Here is a 16378-nt window from a genome sequence, read left to right as displayed (position 1 = left end):
AGGTCATCCTCCTGAAGGGCGCGCCGACCTTCGTCGCCGTTCCCGACGGTCGCGTATTCGTGATTCCAGCACATAACTCGGGGCTCGCCAAGGGCGGCTCCGGCGACGTCCTCACGGGAATCATCGCGGCCCTGCTCGCGCAAGGTTTATCAACTGCAGAAGCCGCCGTACTCGGTGCGTTACTGCATCAAAAAGCGGGCCGCATAGCCCGCACAAAAATGGGAGCATTCAGCATGCTCCCGAGCGATGTCATCGACGCGTTGCCGCAGGCGTTTAACTAATCAATAACTAGTCCTTGACGCAACGGACGGAGAATCCGCTGCACTTGCGGTAGGTGACCATGCCCATGGAGGTACCGATGTAGCTCACGTTTATCTGGTACGTGCTGTACGTGCTATTCTCAGTAGAACTCCAAAAGTCTACGCGACCGCCCTCGCCGACATAATTCCCATTGTACTCCCTGTCGCCGGCAGGCAACGCCGAGAAGGAATAGGAGTCCGTGCCGTTGCCGCTACCATCCCAGCCGCTAGTAGATCTGAGTCTCTCAGCTCGTCCAACTGCGGTAGCCAGCGTTCTCCATTCCGTCAAATCCGGCAAGTGCCAACCCTTGGGACAAATTCCACGTACCGGATAAGTCGGAGAACAGCTCTTGCCATAGCCACAATCCTTGCCGTTTGCAGACCACTCGCCCACGCTGTCCATCGCGGCTGCCCACGTATAAAGGCGACCGTACTTAGCACAATATTCTGCAGAATCATTATAGCACCAGCTAGTAGAATCGGAGGGGGACACCTCTTTGACTTTCTCATATTCATAAGGAACGTCAGTGTATGCGTAGTTCAAATTCTCCGCCATCCACGTCTGCGTACCAATGGTCACAGTCTTATAGGTTTGGCCATCGCGTTCGTCGGTCATAGATCCCACAACCACAGTGGAAGGCTTTACGTAGCCACCGCTAGAACAGCTACTTGAAGCAACACTCGACGATGACGATTTCGCAGAACTGCTGCTGGACACACTTGTCTCGCCATCGCTCGACTTCGGCGTGACGCTCGAAGAAGAGACGACGCTCGACGAAGATTCTTTCCCGTCCGGACGTGTCGCAAAATCGCTGTCGTCATCGCCGCAAGCGGCCAGACACAATAATGCAGCCAGGGCAAAAATTCTCCATCTCATAGCAGTCCTCCTTTTTTACACAATGTAATAAAAAGCGCCCGCTGTTACGCGGACGCCGGTATTTTGGAGGAGAAATTTTTCGTTTAGCGGGCATTCACGCGCATGGTGCGCGGGCCGATTTTCAGTATAAACGTCCCCGTATGCGGGAGTAGCGCCGACTCGACGGAAGTCGCTATGCGTTTGGTCAAGAGCAGGCGGCCCTGCATGTCGAAAATCGCCATCGTATTGCCCGCTGCATTCTGGACTTGCAACACGCGACCTGCGGTAGAGACCGTGAACTGCGGGGCAAAACCCGTTCCGCGAATTGCATCGGAAGCCTCGCTGCTGCTGGACGTCACTTCGGCAGGTTCAGTGACCTTGTTGCTACTGCTGGACACACTTGTCTCGCTATCGCTCGACTGCGGTGTGACGCTACTGCTGGACTTTGCAGAGGAACTCGATGCAGGCGCCGTGCCGTTCCCCGTCACGGTAATGGTCCCGCTCTTCGAGGCATTCGTCGTAGCACCCGTTGTCGTTACGGTAAACTTGTATGCACCCGGCGCAGCCGTCGCAGAGACCGTTCCCGAAATGTAGAAGTCAGAACCCTTGAGCGTACCCGACACGCCATCCGGAAGCCCCGTCACCGTGGCACCCGTCGCGCCCGCAATCGTGTAGTAGAATTCCATAATCGATTCGCCCGCAGCAACAGTCTGCGTGGTGCTGCCCGAGCCATGCTTGGTGAGGCTCGCCTCGCCCGCGACAGTACCCTGCGACGAACTGGACTTTGCGACACTGCTGCTCGACTTCACGGAAGAACTCGATGCCACGCTGGAGCTCGACTTTGCGCTGCTCGAACTTGCCGGAGTCACCACAGGACTGCGGCCCGGATCCGGGAGAGTAGCACCTGCATACAACTTAATTGAATCGCGCAGGGCATACGCCTTCGCCTGCGTGTTCACGTCGGTAAGGCTCATGGAATAGCTCGGCTTGAACGCCGTGCCCGTACCAGCCTGCGGCTTCTTCACGTTTTCCTCGTAATTTTCGATCATCTGCGCCGCAGTGATGGCACCGTCGCTCGTGTAGAGGTCAAGTGCCTTCTGCACGCCGATGAACACATTCCTTTCGATGCGGATATCCGCCTCGATGGCAGCACGCACGCAGTAGCTCGCGTCCTTGCTGTCGAAGAGGTTGTTCGCCACATGCACCTTGCCAAAACGCACGCGCGGCATGCGTTCCACCACGCCGTCCGCCCACCACGTATGGTGAATCGTCACGTTCAGGTGTCCGCGGTCGCTCGTCTTTGTCTTGCTGTTGCCAATCAAGTTGCTGAACTGGTGTCCGGTCGATGCCGAGGTGTAGCTGAACTTGGTCCACGAAATCGTCACGTAGTCCGAGGCGTTGGTAATGTCCAGGTTGCCGTCGTGACCGTCGTAGACATCCACGTGGTCAATCCACACATTCTTGGATTCGTGATTCACCTGGAGGCAATCCTCGTCATCGTCGTCGTGCGCGCCGACGCCCTTGAATTTCAGGTTGCGGATGATGACGTTCTTCGAGCCGCTCAGTTTCATGGCGCTGCCCGAAGTGGGCTGCGCGATGATGGCGCCCTGGTAACCGTAAATCGTCACGTTGCTGCCGACCTCGACGGGGCCCATGTACGTCCCCGGCTTCACATAAATAATCTTGTTGCCCGCCTTGGCGTAGCTCTTAAGGTCACTCACGTTGTCCACCGTGACCTCGGAATAGCCCTTGCCACCCGTGGTGCCGCCATTCTGCGTGGCAAATCCCGCCATCGGGAAATCCGGCGAGGTGACCGCGAACGCGGAAGTCGCCGTACCGACAACCGTCGCCCCGCACACAAGCAGTGCCGAGAGCGACATCCTTAACGAATTACATCCCATAACATCCATCCTTTTTTGAGCCGCGGGCAACCCGCCCGTATTGTTCTCAAAATTTTTCTCAAAATTTATATTCAAAAAAGGAAAAAGTCAATAGGAAATCTAGCCTTTCGCGCCGTACAATGCTAGAATTTCAACGCAAAACAAACAAAAATGGCGAAATTCAAAGAAATTCGCCATTCTAAAAATGTTCTCAAAAATTTATTTTACAATTACAACAGGTCGGGCACCCGAGAAAACATGCGCCTACACAAGTTCTTGAACGAGTTTGTCCATCGCCGCTTCGGATTCGGCGTTGAGCGTGGACTTCACCGTAACAACGGTTTCGGCAAGTGTCACGTTCTTGAGCGTGGCGAGGATTTCGGTCATCTTCTTGGCGGCCATCGGAGCCCAGGTGCCATTTTCGACAACGCCAACCTTGCGGTTGCTGTAATTCTTCGCCTTCAGGTGATTGAGGAAATCTTCCATCACCGGGAAAAGTCCCGCGTCATAAGTAGGAGCTGCCACCACCATGCGATCGTAGCGGAAGGCGTCTTCAATGACCTCGGCCATGTCGCTACGGGCAAGGTCAGAGACCACGACTTTCTCGACACCGGCGGCGGTCAACTTTTCAGCAAGTTTTTCGGCAGCCTTCTTGGTTCCGCCGTAAATAGAGGCGAATGCCACGAGCACGCCCTTGTCTTCGGGAGCGTAGCTGCTCCAGGTGTTGTACTTGTTGATGTAGTAGCCCAGATTTTCGGTGAGCACCGGGCCGTGCAGCGGGCAAATCGTCTTGATGTCGAGTGCCGCCGCCTTCTTGAGCACCGCCTGCACCTGGTTGCCGTACTTGCCCACGATGTTGAAGTAGTAGCGGCGGGCTTCGCATGCCCAGTCATCTGGGTCAGCATCATACACGCCGAACTTGCCGAACGCATCAGCAGCAAACAAGACCTTTTCGCTCTGCTCGTAGCTGAACAGCACTTCGGGCCAGTGCACCATCGGAGCACCAATAAACTGCAAGGTGTGCGCCCCGAGCGAAAGCGTATCGCCTTCCTTCACGGTCTGCTTCTTGACAGATTCAGGGAGCGTCATAAACTGCGGCAATAGCGAAAAAGCTTTCGCAGACGCCACGAGCGTCGCCTCCGGGTACTTCGCCACAAAATCAGCAATGCCACCGGCATGGTCCGGTTCCAAGTGGTGAATCACCAGGTAGTCCGGCTTGCGGCCAGCGAGAGCAGCTTCCAAATTGGCAAGCCACTCGCCCACCTTGTGCGCATCGACCGTATCGGTCACGGCAATCTTTTCGTCTACAATCACATAGGAATTGTACGCCATGCCCTCGGGCACCACATACTGACCTTCGAACAAATCCAAATCGCGGTCATCGACACCGATGTACTTGATATTTTCGCTAAAGTTCTTCATGATTTATCCTCTTGTTTTACAAACACGAATATAACAAATTTCTACATTCAAAGCATGCCTGAAAAGACTTTACTATTGCTCGACTCCTACGCGCTTGCGTTCCGCATGTTTTACGCCTACTCGCAAAACCCGCTCAAGAACAGCCAAGGCGAAGACGTTTCCATGATGCACGGTTACTGGGGTGCGGTGCTCCGCATTTTGGCAAAGCACAAGCCCACGCACTTTGCGATCGCTCGCGACGTGGCACATACGAAAACCTTCAGGCACGAACTTTACCCCGACTACAAGGCGAATCGCGGGCCCATGCCCGAAGAGATGGCGGCGCAGATGCCGCTGCTGGGCGAAAGTCTCGAGGCTAGCGGAATTCCGCTGCTTTCGGAACCGGGCTACGAGGCGGACGACGTGATGGCAAGTACCGCGGTGGCTGCGGTCGAGGCGGGATTCGACAGTGTCGTGATTCTCAGTAAAGACAAAGACATGTCGCAGATCGTGACAGACAAGATTCACCTTTTCCACCTGACGAAGGGCGCCGATGGAATAGATTTTGGCCCCGAGCAGGTGATGGAAAAGTACGGGCTCCCGCCGGAAAAGATACGCGACTACCTCGCGCTCATGGGAGATGCGAGCGACAACGTCCCCGGCGTACCGAAGGTGGGCCCGAAGACGGCCATCCAGTTGCTGAACGATTACGGCGACATGGACAACCTGTACGCGAACCTCGACAAGATTACCAAGAAGGGATTGCACGACAACCTCGCGAACAACCGCGAGAAGGCATTCCTGAGCCGCGAACTCGTGACGCTCCAGACCAAGCGTGCATTCAGTGGAAACCTGGACGCACTCGAATACAACGGCCTGCACGTGGATACGCTCGCGCAGATGTTCAAGGACCACGAAATCAATAGTTTGTTGCGCCTGCTCGAGAAGGTCCCGAGCAAGGCGGGTTTTGTAAGCGACGGCGAACCCGTTGCCGCAAGTTTCCCCGTAGAAGACTTGCCCACATACATCTGCGTCGATACCGATGAAGTTTTTGAGCAGATGAAGGCTGAATTTGCGGCTGCAAGTACCGTGGGCATCGATACCGAAACGGACGGGCTCGATCCGATGCAATGCAACATCGTGGGCCTCTGCCTTTCGGCAGACCCGGCGAAGGGTTACTATGTCCCGCTCGCGCACACCGATGAAATCGGGTTCCCGCTCCCTGCAAGCAAGGGCGGCAACTTCGACTTTAACAAGGTCGCGACCTGGTTCAAGGAATTGATTCAGTCGCCGCGCGAGCTCGTGTTCCACAACGCGAAATTCGATTTGCACGTTCTCGCACGCGCGTTCAAGATTCCGCAGGCAGACATCGACAACGCAAACATCGTCGACACGCTGATAGCCGCCTGGATGCTTTCTCCGGGACAATCGGGCCTCGGGCTCGACAACCAGGTGATGCAACGCCTGCAGCACGAGATGATTCCGATAGAGAACCTCATCGGGCGCGGCAAGAACCAGATTACGTTCAACCGCGCGCCCATCAAGGATGCGACGGAATATGGCGCCGAAGATGCAGTCTATACGCTGCGCCTGTGGGAACCACTCAAGAAGGAACTCGAGAAACTCGACTACGTGAAGTACTTCTTCGCGCAGGAAATGCCGCTCCTGAAGGTGCTCTACCAGATGGAAACGGTCGGCGTCGCGATTGACGTTCCGGCCCTCAAAACGCTGGAGCAGGAACTGCAGCAGCGCATAGAAAAACTCGAAAGGGAAATATGCGACATGGCGGGAGTCGAGTTCAACATCGGCTCGCCAAAGCAGCTGGGCGACGTGCTTTTCGATACACTCGGGCTTCCCGAAATCAAGAAGCGCAGTACCGATGCCGTCGTTCTCGAAGAACTGAGTTTCAAGGCGCCGCACCCGATTGTTTTTGCCGTCATCGAGTACCGCGAACTCAAGAAGATGCAGAGCACCTACATCTCGGTGCTCCCCACGCTGGTGAATCCGGAAACCAAGCGCATTCACACGAGCTTTATCCAGTGGGGTACCGCGACGGGTCGCCTTTCGAGCCGCGATCCGAACCTGCAGAATATTCCCGTGCGTAGCGACTTGGGTAAGAAGATTCGCGCAGCATTTATCCCGCAGAGTAAGGACAACGTAATCCTTGCGGTAGACTACTCGCAGATTGAACTCAGAATGCTTGCGCACCTGAGTGGCGATGCCGCGCTCATCGAAAGTTACAAGGAAGGCATCGACATTCACGCCCGCACCGCCGCCGCGATTTACGGAGTTGACCTAGACGCCGTCACGAGTAACATGAGGCGCGATGCAAAAGTCGTGAATTTCGGCGTGCTCTACGGGATGACGGCCTTCCGCCTCGCCCGTGACCTAAAAATCCCGATGTCGCAGGCAAGGGATTTCATCGACGGTTACTTCGGGATGTACCAGGGTGTACAGCAGTTTATCGAAGATACCAAGGCGGCCGCCCACCGCGACGGCTACGTAGAAACGCTCTCGGGCCGCCGCCGTTACATCGCAGGCATCGACTCTAGCGACCGCATGGAATCGCAGATGGCCGAGCGCATGGCCGTGAATACTCCCGTCCAAGGCTCCGCCGCCGATCTCATCAAGATTGCGATGATCCGCATCCAGAAGCGAATCAACGCCGAGAACCTCCCGCTCCGCATGATGCTGCAGGTGCACGACGAACTCGTGTTCGAATGCCCCCGCGACCAGGTGGAAACGATGGCCCAGATGGTGAAATCCGAGATGGAAGGCGCCATGCAGCTGAAGGTCCCGCTCGTCGCAAGCGTCGGCTTCGGCGAAAACTGGCTAGAAGCGCATTAATCCTTTATGCAGCGGATGCTATACGCATCCGATACCACGCCTCCCGAAACGGAGCTCGTAACAAAGTTTACTTCCTCGCTGGACAAATAGAACGCTTCATACTCGTTCAGCGAGCAGTCCTGTGCATACCAGAACCACGCTTGTCGCGTAGCATCTCCATACGAACCCACTTCATACATGATTCCGCCAGGGAGTGCCGTAAAACCAAGCACATCAGTTCCGTTCCTGCTATGTCCCGTATTATCGGACCAGCCTTCCTTCGCCCGCAAACCATTCTGCGGGTCACCACCCATAAGCACTATAAAATTGTACAGGTTCATCCAATCCGATATCGACGGTAAACGCCAACCCGCAGGGCATACCTGGCTGGACAATTCGCAGGAATAGAACGAGCCGTAGGTGTCGCACTGATCAGCCTCATTGTCGTAACACCAGCGGTTTCCTTCCAGTTCGGGATTTGCGACAGAATCCCTGTAGTCCAGGTTTTCGGCCATCCATGTCTGGCCCCAGATGTCAATTGTCTTGTACACCCTGCCGTCGCGCGCATCCGTGAACGAGCCATATTCCCACGCGGTCGAATCTATTTTCCAGCCCTCTTCGCTGCACACGAAATGCGTATTGTTCACCGTGATTTTTTTGCCATAGATATAACTTGTACAACCCATATTCATGGACATTTCTATTTCGGTAGGTAACCGGAATCCACCATTTTCGCATACGTAGACCCGTCCAGCCGCATTATCATGCTTGTTATGGAAAGATCCGTCGCCATACAGCCCTGTCGCGCTACACTCATCCCGGTCTTCGTAGGTATCGTTGTATATCAGCGGAGCCGTCTCCCATTGCATGTGAACCGCACGCCACGACACGTAGCGGCACACATAGTATTCACCTTCATACTTCACCTTGGACGTATCCCCCTCTACCATGCACGGGGTGCCTCCCAAAGCATAGAGGACGCTATCCATCTTGGTTCCCTCGCGCCAATGGCCATCCTGGAACACACAGTAGCGGCCATTTGATGGGCATTTCACGACAGTGCCCTCGTCGTAATCGGTGCCCAACATTATCTGGTCCACAGTGGAATCCATTGTCCCCACCCAAGTGCCATTATCGCAAGTGTACCATACGGATTTAGACGACCTCGACAATCCCCCCTGTCGCGCCGCAGTACAGCCACCAAGTCCTAACTTGCAGTTGGAACTATCGCGTTCATACCAAGCACCATTATCGTAAACATAGCACATACGCGGATCAGAGCCATCCCACAGCGTTTTGCCTTCCACCGCACCCGTCCACTTGAACTCGTTATATTCGTCATAGTTCATCATATGCCAGCCGTCTTCTTCGCAGACATAGTAGACCATGTTGTTATATCTCGCGACCCTGTGCAAATTTTCCTCATCGCACGCAGAAAGCGTTTCGTAATCCTGCACGCAACGGACCGGGAATCGTGAAGTCGAATCATGCAACTTCGACATTCCTGTTCCCGTACTTGAAAAAAAGATGTCATACGGGTATCTGCCCTGGGAATCCTTGTCATACGAACTCGTCCAATAACTCACGCCCAGCAGTCCGGCAGGCCTTGCCGCAAAACCGCGTTTATCCAGTTCAGATTGTGACGTGCTACCTACACTCCTGAACAAGTAATCCCACTCTTCCTTGCTCGGAAGGTGCCATCCGGCCGGACACGCGGTCTTCGCCTCGTTCCAACTATATGCAGTATCGCCATAATTCAGGTTTTCCGCCATCCAGTTCTGGATATCAATCCTCACATACCGGTAGATTCGTCCATCACGGTTATCCATCAGCTTATAGTACCGTGCACTTTCATCACCATCGAAAAGTTTCCATTTGACACCATCGCAGAAGTACACATTGTTCGTATCGACAACGCCATGTACAATCCGTCCAAAGTAAGTGCACCTCTGACCTCCTATATCCTTTTCGAAATCGCTCAGGGTATCGACAGCCGTAGTGTCCGTGACACCCGCGGTATCCACGGTCGACGTGTCCGAAACGCCAGCAGTATCTACAACCGAGGTATCTGCGACCTGCGCCGTGTCCTGGACATCCGTCGTGTCAGAATCATCCTCCAAGTATTCTTCCGACACCCACTTCCCGTTTTGGCATACAAAATAAACACCTTCCATTACGCTTTTCGGGTTCATATTGCGTCGCGCCTCGTTCTCGCGTTTTCCATCGCACACATCGAACCCATAAGCCATCCGCCAAAAATTGTCCACATACTTTTCAAATGCCGGGACCTTCTTGGACATCTTCCACGAAGCGACCGTTTCACGGATTGAGTCGAGACCGCCTTCCATGCTCTGGTTTGCCGCCCAGTCGGCTATTTTCACGATGGTCGACTTGTCGTTCCATTCGCCATCTTTCTCGATATCAAAAACCATATCCGAAAGGCGTTCCGAAAGTTTCGATTCCTCACGAGCGTCCCCTTTGGGATTCCCCAAGCTGAAGGGGCCGGATTCCGTATTCAAGCATCCAAGCACAAGCACACTCATGGCAAGCAGGGCCGCGCTCCCATCCCCGTTCCCAAAGGCATTCAGATCCTCCGCCAGTCCAAAGTCTCCCTTGATACCAAATGCGGCCATCACCTCGCGTTCGGCCTGCGCTTTCGCATCGGAGAACGACATGTGTTTCACGGTGACAAGGTAAAGCACGCGTGCGTATTCCAGATGGGTCAGCAAGTTCACATTCACCGAATCACGCTCGGACAAATCCGTCACCGCATACAACGTCACAGACGATTTGGTCTTTGCGCCCGTCAGTTCATTCCTGAAAAGGCCACTGGCCTCAAGTATGGCATACGGAGATTCAAACTCGTCGAAGGCGACCGAATAGGCTCCCGAATCGTTTTGCACCTTTCCTTCGTAATGGTTCCCCGTAAGCAACAGCATGCCAGCATCAAGTTCATGCACGGAGACGGACGCGCCCTTCGCATAGGGGCCCTTCTGTACCACGCCCGAAATCGTCTTCTCGTCAGCTACCGGAGTTCCTGTGTTTCCACCGGAACTCTCGTCATCGCCACATGCGACAAGCCACAATAACAGGAATAAGGGAACGAGCCTCTTGCTCCCAAAAAACATTCTAACCCACCTTCAACGCAAAAGCGCCTACCTGGAAATATAGGTATTTTCCCTGTTTTTTAGGCAACGGAGATTTGCAAATTCGAGTCTCGGTTCAATACGCGAGAATTCAAAGCCCTGCCAGGTTTTCTTTACAGAGGCACCGTATTTTACTGTAAAGCCCAAGCCCTCGATATCGTACACGCACTGGTGGCGGCCTTTTTCAAAGATATCCCTGCATTTCGAAATATTGGCGTCCGCCGTCCAATAAGACATGTCCCCTCCTGTCAAGCTATTGGGGAGCATGGAGAATCCATACGAATCCAGGCACTGGTCATTTCCGTTTTCATCAAGCGGCCATGCGCCCTTCTTGCAGAGGTGTTTCACGATTTCCTCCTCGATGACACACTGCATATCCCATACATTGAAGCGGCACCTTTCTCCATCCCTACAGTCAAAGACGTCCTTCCGGCCCTTTCGCCACCTGCTGAAAGACGCATCCAGTTCGTCATTGATCCGAGACTTCGCTTTCGTGTCATCCGCTTCGTAGGCTTTTGCATAATCGCGGAACAGGCTATAGCTGCGGAATTTCACCATATCCATGGCAACATAAGAAATCAGTTCCTCCCATTTCGCACGGGTCGGGACATGAAAACCTACAGGGCAAACCCCGCGATGATTTTCCTTGATGTCAGGTTTTTCGATAAAATCCTGATAGATCAGCGCCCGCAAATTCAGGTCCATCATTACGAACCAGGAATTCGCTTCGCCGCTAGGGACTGCGTACGAAAGCCGATCCATGGCCACACTGGTGATATTGGACAAATCCTCGTTCCCTACAAGTGCTACGCCATATTTTCCCGTAAGTCCTTCCCCGAAGAGCACGTTATGGTCCATCCACTCCTGACGTCCTATCCTTACGGTCTTGACAAGGCCAATTCACACGGTAATTGCACGTCCGAAACGCATCCTCGCCATTGTACATTCCATAGCTGCCCAGCATTTTCGACACCTGATTCTGCAAGAGGCCCTGAGTTGCGCCAAATTCTTTCGAAAGTCCCAGATTATCTATTTTATCCAAAATGGCATTGGACGTCCGGATTAAGGGTTCGACACTATTTCTCCTTTCAGGATTTCCATGCCGCTCATCGAACCGGAAACGACCCTCTACAAATTCATAGTCGGGATGTTGTCTATAAAAGCATAGCAGGATTCCGAGCGACCATTTCAAGATAGGCCTATACTAAAGTATATAAATTTTTTTAGATTTGGGCACGATGAAAGACAAGGCTCAAAAACTGATCGAAAAGTACGAGGAACTGGAATCGGAACTCGGGAACCCGGACGTTCTCGCCGACCAGGCCCGCTACAACAAGATTCACAAGCAGTACAAGGGTATCGAGAAGGCGGTCGCAAAGGCGAAGGAATACCTGCAGATGGTAAACGACCTCGCCGAATACAAGGCGGCACTCGGAGACCCGGATCCCGAGATGGTCGCGATGGCCAAGGCCGAGATTTCGGACATCGAGAAGAAGCTGCCGGGCGTGACCGACGAGTTGCAGATACTGATGGTGCCGAAGGACCCGTGGGACTACCGCAACGCCACGCTCGAAATCCGCGGCGGTACCGGCGGCGACGAATCGGCGCTCTTCGCGGGCGACCTTTTCCGCATGTACCAGGGCTACTGCAGCCGCATGGGCTGGAAGATGACCATCCAGGATGCGAGCGAAGGCACCGTGGGCGGCTACAAGGAAATCCGCGTGTTCATTGAAGGCGACAGCGTCTACGGCACGCTCAAGTTCGAAAGCGGCGTGCACCGCGTGCAGCGCGTGCCCGAAACCGAAGCCCAGGGCCGCGTGCATACGTCTGCGGCAACCGTCGCCATCCTCCCCGAAGCCGAAGAAGTGGACGTGGAAATCCGAGAAGCGGACATCCACATGGACACCTACCGTTCTTCGGGCGCAGGCGGCCAGTACATCAACAAGACGGACTCCGCCGTGCGACTCACCCACATTCCGACAGGCGTGGTGGTGAGCTGCCAGACCGAACGTAGCCAGTTGCAGAACCGCCTGCATGCCATGGAAATGCTGCGTTCCAAAATTTTGGACGCCGTGATTGCAAAGAAGGAACAGGAAGAAGCCGCCAGCCGCAAGGCCCTCGTGGGCACCGGCGACCGCAGCGCGAAAATCCGCACCTACAACTTCCCGCAGAACCGCGTGACCGACCACCGCATCGGCCTTACCCTGTACAACCTGGACAAGGTCATCACCGGCGACCTGGATGAAATCATCAACGGGCTCCAGATGGCGAACGCGCAGGAGAAACTCGGGAAGTTCACCGCTTAAAGGAGATGTCCGCCTTCGCGGGCATAACAAGAAAATGCCGCAAATGACCGTACTTGAAATCCTCAATCGCACGAAGGTCTTCTTCGAAAAGAAGGGCGTGCCCGATGCGCGGCTGGATGCGGAATATATCATCAGCCATGGTCTCGGCATGAAAAACCGCATGGACCTGTACCTGAACTTCGAGAAGCCCCTGACCGCAGCCGAACTCGACACACTACGCCCGCTAGTGGCACGCCGTGCAAATCGAGAACCGCTGCAGCACATCATTGGCGATACGAGTTTCCGCGGGCACATCATCAAGTGCGACACGCGTGCACTGGTCCCGCGCCCGGAAACCGAGGAACTCGTCGACATGGCGAAAAAATCGCTCGAGGGTGTTGCCGCCCCCTTCGTCGTCGAAGTAGGCACGGGAACGGGCGCCATCGCGATTGCCTGCGCAAAAGAAATCGAAGGTGCAAAAGTACTCGCAACGGACATTTCCGAAGACGCGCTCGCACTTGCCCGCGAAAATGCAGAAGCGAACGGGCTCGGAGAAAGCACCGAAGGCGCAAGCCTCACCTTCGCGCAGGGCGACCTGCTTGACGCCGTAACGGGCGACATCGTGGCGAAGATTGTCGGCGCTTCGGCAAGCTCAGCGACCTTGCCTAAAATCAGCTGCCTCATCGCGAACCTCCCCTACATTCCCGACAGCGAGAAGGGGAAACTCCAGCCCGAAGTAGACAAGTTCGACCCGGAACTCGCCCTCTACGGCGGACCCGACGGCCTCACGCTCGTGCGCAAGATGCTCCAGCAGACCGAAGGCAAGCTGAATGCGGGCGCCCCGATTTTCCTCGAAATCGGTTCGGAACAGGCCCCCATGCTCGAGGCGGAAGCCGACAACTACCCCTGGCTCGAATTTACCGGAAGCCACAAGGACTTCTGCGGGAACATCCGTTTCGTCAGCTACAAGGCTAAATAAGGCCCTACATTCCAACCGCGCAACCGAGTGCAGAAAGCACGTAGGTTTCGCTTTCGCCCATGCGGTAGAACGAAAGCAGTTCGGAATCATCGACAAGGCCGTCCGAAAAACCGTTCAGTTGCAGCTGTTCGCCAATGCGGCGCTTGAACATCGAGAAACCGGAATCCCAGGGACTGACTCTTTTAACCATATTTTACCTCTTTTTTTTCGAAGAGGAGCACACAAACGCATAAGTGCTTCTCTGTGCAGTAAAATATAGAATCCCGCAATGTCAAATAATGACATTCGTCATTATTTTCTGATTTTTGTTTTCGGAGGCGGGAATGTCACTCCACGACGGTCGCAACCACCTCGGCGTGGCCGACCTTGTCAAGGCCTATCTTTTTCCCGGCGGCAACACTCAAGTCGAGGATGCGGCCGTCGACGTATGGGCCCCGGTCGTTCACGCGCACCACGACGTTGCTGCCGTTGTCGACGCGCACCACCTTCAGCTTTGTACCGAAGGGCAGGCTCTTGTGCGCACAGGTGTAGTCTTCCTGGTCAAAGATTTCTCCGCTCGCCGTCTGCTTGCCATGGAATCCGGGGCCGTAATAGCTCGCCTCCCCCCGAATTTTCAGGCCGATTTCGGCTTTTTCGCCAGACGCGTAATGCTTTTCGGGGAACCGCACGTAGCCCTTGCGCGATGCGATTTTCGCATTGCCCGCCGCACATCCCGAAAGAAGGACCGCGACACACGCCAACGAAGCCAGGAACGCGCGCACAGGCCTCCCCTACTCGAAATCGTACATGCTGTTGTACGTATTCTCGAGCACCTCGTCTTCCTTGGTCTTGACCTCGGCCTGCTTTTCTTCGGGCTTCTTGCTAAGGTTCTGGTAATACTGCGCCGAAAGCTGCTCTATGTGCTCGACACTTTCCTTCACACGCTTGCGCAAGCGTTCGAGGTCGGAATCCGACGTCTTGAGTCTCGTATTCAGGACCTTCGCCGCTTCCTGGCCCCACGGAGTGCGGCCATGCTTGTCGCGGAGTGTCTTGTAGATTGCCACCGCGCTGTCCAGGCGCTCCGGATTCATGCGATAGTAGATGGCCTTCATGTAAAGGGCCTGGATTCCCGATTCCGTGTCCGGATATTCGTTGTAGAGGCTGTCGAATACGGCAAAGGCGTTCGCATACGCCGTATCCACGAGTTCCATCTGGTCGAGAGGAATTTCCGTCGCCACCGTCCAGAGGCTCTCCGCGCGCATGTAGATTTCGCGGGCCTCGTCGTCGCGGGTCTTGATGGTCACCTTCATGCCCAGGTTCGCCTGCGCCTGCTTTGCGTACTCGGTACCCGGGAACTTCTCGATGACTTCCTTGTAGAGTTCTTCCGCCTTGTCCTCGTCACCCTTGAACTCGTCGTAGATAAAGGCCCGCGCGTAAGTCGCCCGCAACACCTTCACCGAGTCATCCGTTGTCTCGATAATTTCCGTAAGCCTAGCAATCGCGCTGTCCACTTCGGAAAGCTTGAACAGGAACAGTTCCGCAATCGCGAACTCCACGCCGAAGAAATGATCCATGTTGGGAATCGAATCCTTCTGCTTCATGTCATCGCTCTGGTTCCTGAGCGTGACAAGCTTGCGCAGGGCATCGCGGCGTTCGCGGCTCATCTTGCCCCATTCCGAAATCGTCCTCGAGATAAAGCTGCTATCGTAGTAGACCATCGCCTGTTCGTAATTGAGCTTCTTGGTCTGCTCGTAGTCGCCGAGGTTAAAGTAGCTGCGGGCCGCATTCGTCGACTTCGGGTATTCCGTGTTCACCTTCTGGAAGATGACAAAAGCGTCGGGATAGCGGTCGCCGAGCAAGGTAGCCTCACCGATGCGCACCAGGTAATCGCCCTTCTTCGCCTCGTATTCCGGATTCTTGTAGAGTTCCTTGTATTCGTCGGCGCCCTTCAGATATTCCTTCTTATTGATGAGGCATTCCGCAGCCTGTTCGCCCGCCGTCTGCCTTTCGCGCACGGTCAGCTGTTCGATTTCGGGAGCCTTGTAATGTTCCCGCGCCTTGTCCCAGTTTTCCTTGTTGTAGTAGAGCCCCGCCAGTCGGAAATGCGCCTTCGCCCGCATGAAGGGCGTCCCCGCCGTATCGGCCAGCACCGCTTCCAAGGCGGCAATGGCCTGGTCCGGATGTTCCGATTTCTCATCCAGAAGCGAAAGCAGGTTCAGCCCCTGGAAATAGTAAGGATGGTCCTTGCTTGCAATGACAGGTTCCAGGGCAAACCGGCTGATGTTGTATTCCTGGTTCTTGTAAAGGCAGTAGGCACGCTGGTATTCCACCGTGCGCATGGAATCGTGGTCGGCGAAATAGCGTTCAAACTCGTCGTACTTGATTATCGCCTTGCCCCATTCGCCCTTGTGACGGAAGGATTCCCCGATAAGGAACACGGCTTCGGCAGTGCGCTTCTTGTTCTTGGGAAAACGTTCGAGGACGCGGGAGCCCTTCTCGATGACCTTGTCGTATTTCTGGCGTTCTTCGCTAGACGGCGAAGACGCTTCCGCATCGGGCACGCTATCCAGACGCGCCGTCCGCATCTCGGTCGCCTCGTCGTACAGGCGTTCCGCGTTAAACATGTGGTTCAGGTATGCGCAACACGTGCAGCCCTCGAACAGAAAGGCGGCAAAAACGAGCACGATATAGCGGATGCGCAACATATGTGTAAAAATACAAAATTAG

At 54.8% G+C, this 16378-nt stretch carries 11 protein-coding genes and 1 pseudogene; 4 read left to right on the top strand and 8 right to left on the bottom strand.

From position 1 onward, the window contains the following. The coding region (locus tag B2310_RS02960; RefSeq protein ID WP_290728542.1) for an ADP-dependent NAD(P)H-hydrate dehydratase at window positions 1-281 on the top strand (281 nt) is incomplete at its 5' end. A gap of 7 nt (window positions 282-288) precedes the next feature. Here B2310_RS02960 and B2310_RS02955 read toward each other — a convergent pair. The 3 genes and pseudogenes from B2310_RS02955 to B2310_RS02945 form a co-directional block, all read right to left on the bottom strand. Then, window positions 289-921, bottom strand: a pseudogene (locus tag B2310_RS02955) (fibrobacter succinogenes major paralogous domain-containing protein); the annotation flags it as partial. A gap of 338 nt (window positions 922-1259) precedes the next feature. After that, window positions 1260-3056 carry a pectate lyase family protein gene (locus tag B2310_RS02950; protein WP_290728537.1) on the bottom strand — a complete coding sequence of 599 codons (1797 nt, stop codon included), beginning with the start codon at window positions 3054-3056 and terminating at the stop codon, window positions 1260-1262. Window positions 3057-3299: 243 nt separating this feature from the next. After that, window positions 3300-4457, bottom strand: a complete 1158-nt coding sequence (locus B2310_RS02945) for an FprA family A-type flavoprotein (RefSeq protein WP_290728535.1) — start codon at window positions 4455-4457, stop codon at window positions 3300-3302. A gap of 54 nt (window positions 4458-4511) precedes the next feature. Between B2310_RS02945 and polA the strand changes: the two genes are divergently transcribed. After that, complete coding sequence (gene polA / locus B2310_RS02940; RefSeq protein ID WP_290728533.1) at window positions 4512-7283, top strand: DNA polymerase I; 2772 nt, start codon at window positions 4512-4514, stop codon at window positions 7281-7283. Here the strand turns inward: polA and B2310_RS02935 are convergent. Both B2310_RS02935 and B2310_RS02930 read right to left on the bottom strand, forming a co-directional pair. Then, a complete protein-coding gene (locus B2310_RS02935) occupies window positions 7280-10390 on the bottom strand; it encodes an FISUMP domain-containing protein (protein WP_290728531.1) in 3111 nt (1036 codons plus the stop codon). The genes polA and B2310_RS02935 overlap by 4 nt on opposite strands. Window positions 10391-10417: 27 nt before the next feature. Next, on the bottom strand, window positions 10418-11284 hold the full coding sequence (locus B2310_RS02930; RefSeq protein ID WP_290728546.1) for an FISUMP domain-containing protein: 867 nt from the start codon (window positions 11282-11284) through the stop codon (window positions 10418-10420). A gap of 362 nt (window positions 11285-11646) precedes the next feature. On the opposite strand from B2310_RS02930, the gene prfA reads away from it, so the two are divergent. Both prfA and prmC read left to right on the top strand, forming a co-directional pair. Further along, on the top strand, window positions 11647-12714 hold the full coding sequence (gene prfA / locus B2310_RS02925) for a peptide chain release factor 1 (protein WP_290728529.1): 1068 nt from the start codon (window positions 11647-11649) through the stop codon (window positions 12712-12714). A 43-nt stretch (window positions 12715-12757) separates the two neighbouring features. Next, window positions 12758-13672, top strand: a complete 915-nt coding sequence (prmC, locus tag B2310_RS02920) for a peptide chain release factor N(5)-glutamine methyltransferase (protein WP_290728527.1) — start codon at window positions 12758-12760, stop codon at window positions 13670-13672. 4 nt (window positions 13673-13676) lie between these two features. On the opposite strand, the gene B2310_RS02915 is transcribed toward prmC, so the two are convergent. From B2310_RS02915 to B2310_RS02905, 3 genes are all read right to left on the bottom strand, one after another. Beyond that, window positions 13677-13862, bottom strand: coding sequence for a hypothetical protein (locus B2310_RS02915; RefSeq protein WP_173381751.1), 186 nt, complete (start codon window positions 13860-13862; stop codon window positions 13677-13679). 136 nt (window positions 13863-13998) lie between these two features. Continuing rightward, entirely contained in the window at window positions 13999-14433 is a 435-nt protein-coding gene (locus tag B2310_RS02910) for a septal ring lytic transglycosylase RlpA family protein (protein ID WP_290728525.1), read from the bottom strand. A 9-nt stretch (window positions 14434-14442) separates the two neighbouring features. Continuing rightward, entirely contained in the window at window positions 14443-16356 is a 1914-nt protein-coding gene (locus B2310_RS02905) for a tetratricopeptide repeat protein (protein ID WP_290728523.1), read from the bottom strand. Window positions 16357-16378 lie beyond the last annotated feature (22 nt).

The organism is Fibrobacter sp. UBA3629 (genome assembly GCF_002374005.1).
Taxonomy (GTDB): domain Bacteria; phylum Fibrobacterota; class Fibrobacteria; order Fibrobacterales; family Fibrobacteraceae; genus Fibrobacter.
The sequence above is the reverse complement of the archived record's forward strand: the minus strand, read 5'-3'. Positions and strand labels throughout refer to the sequence as shown.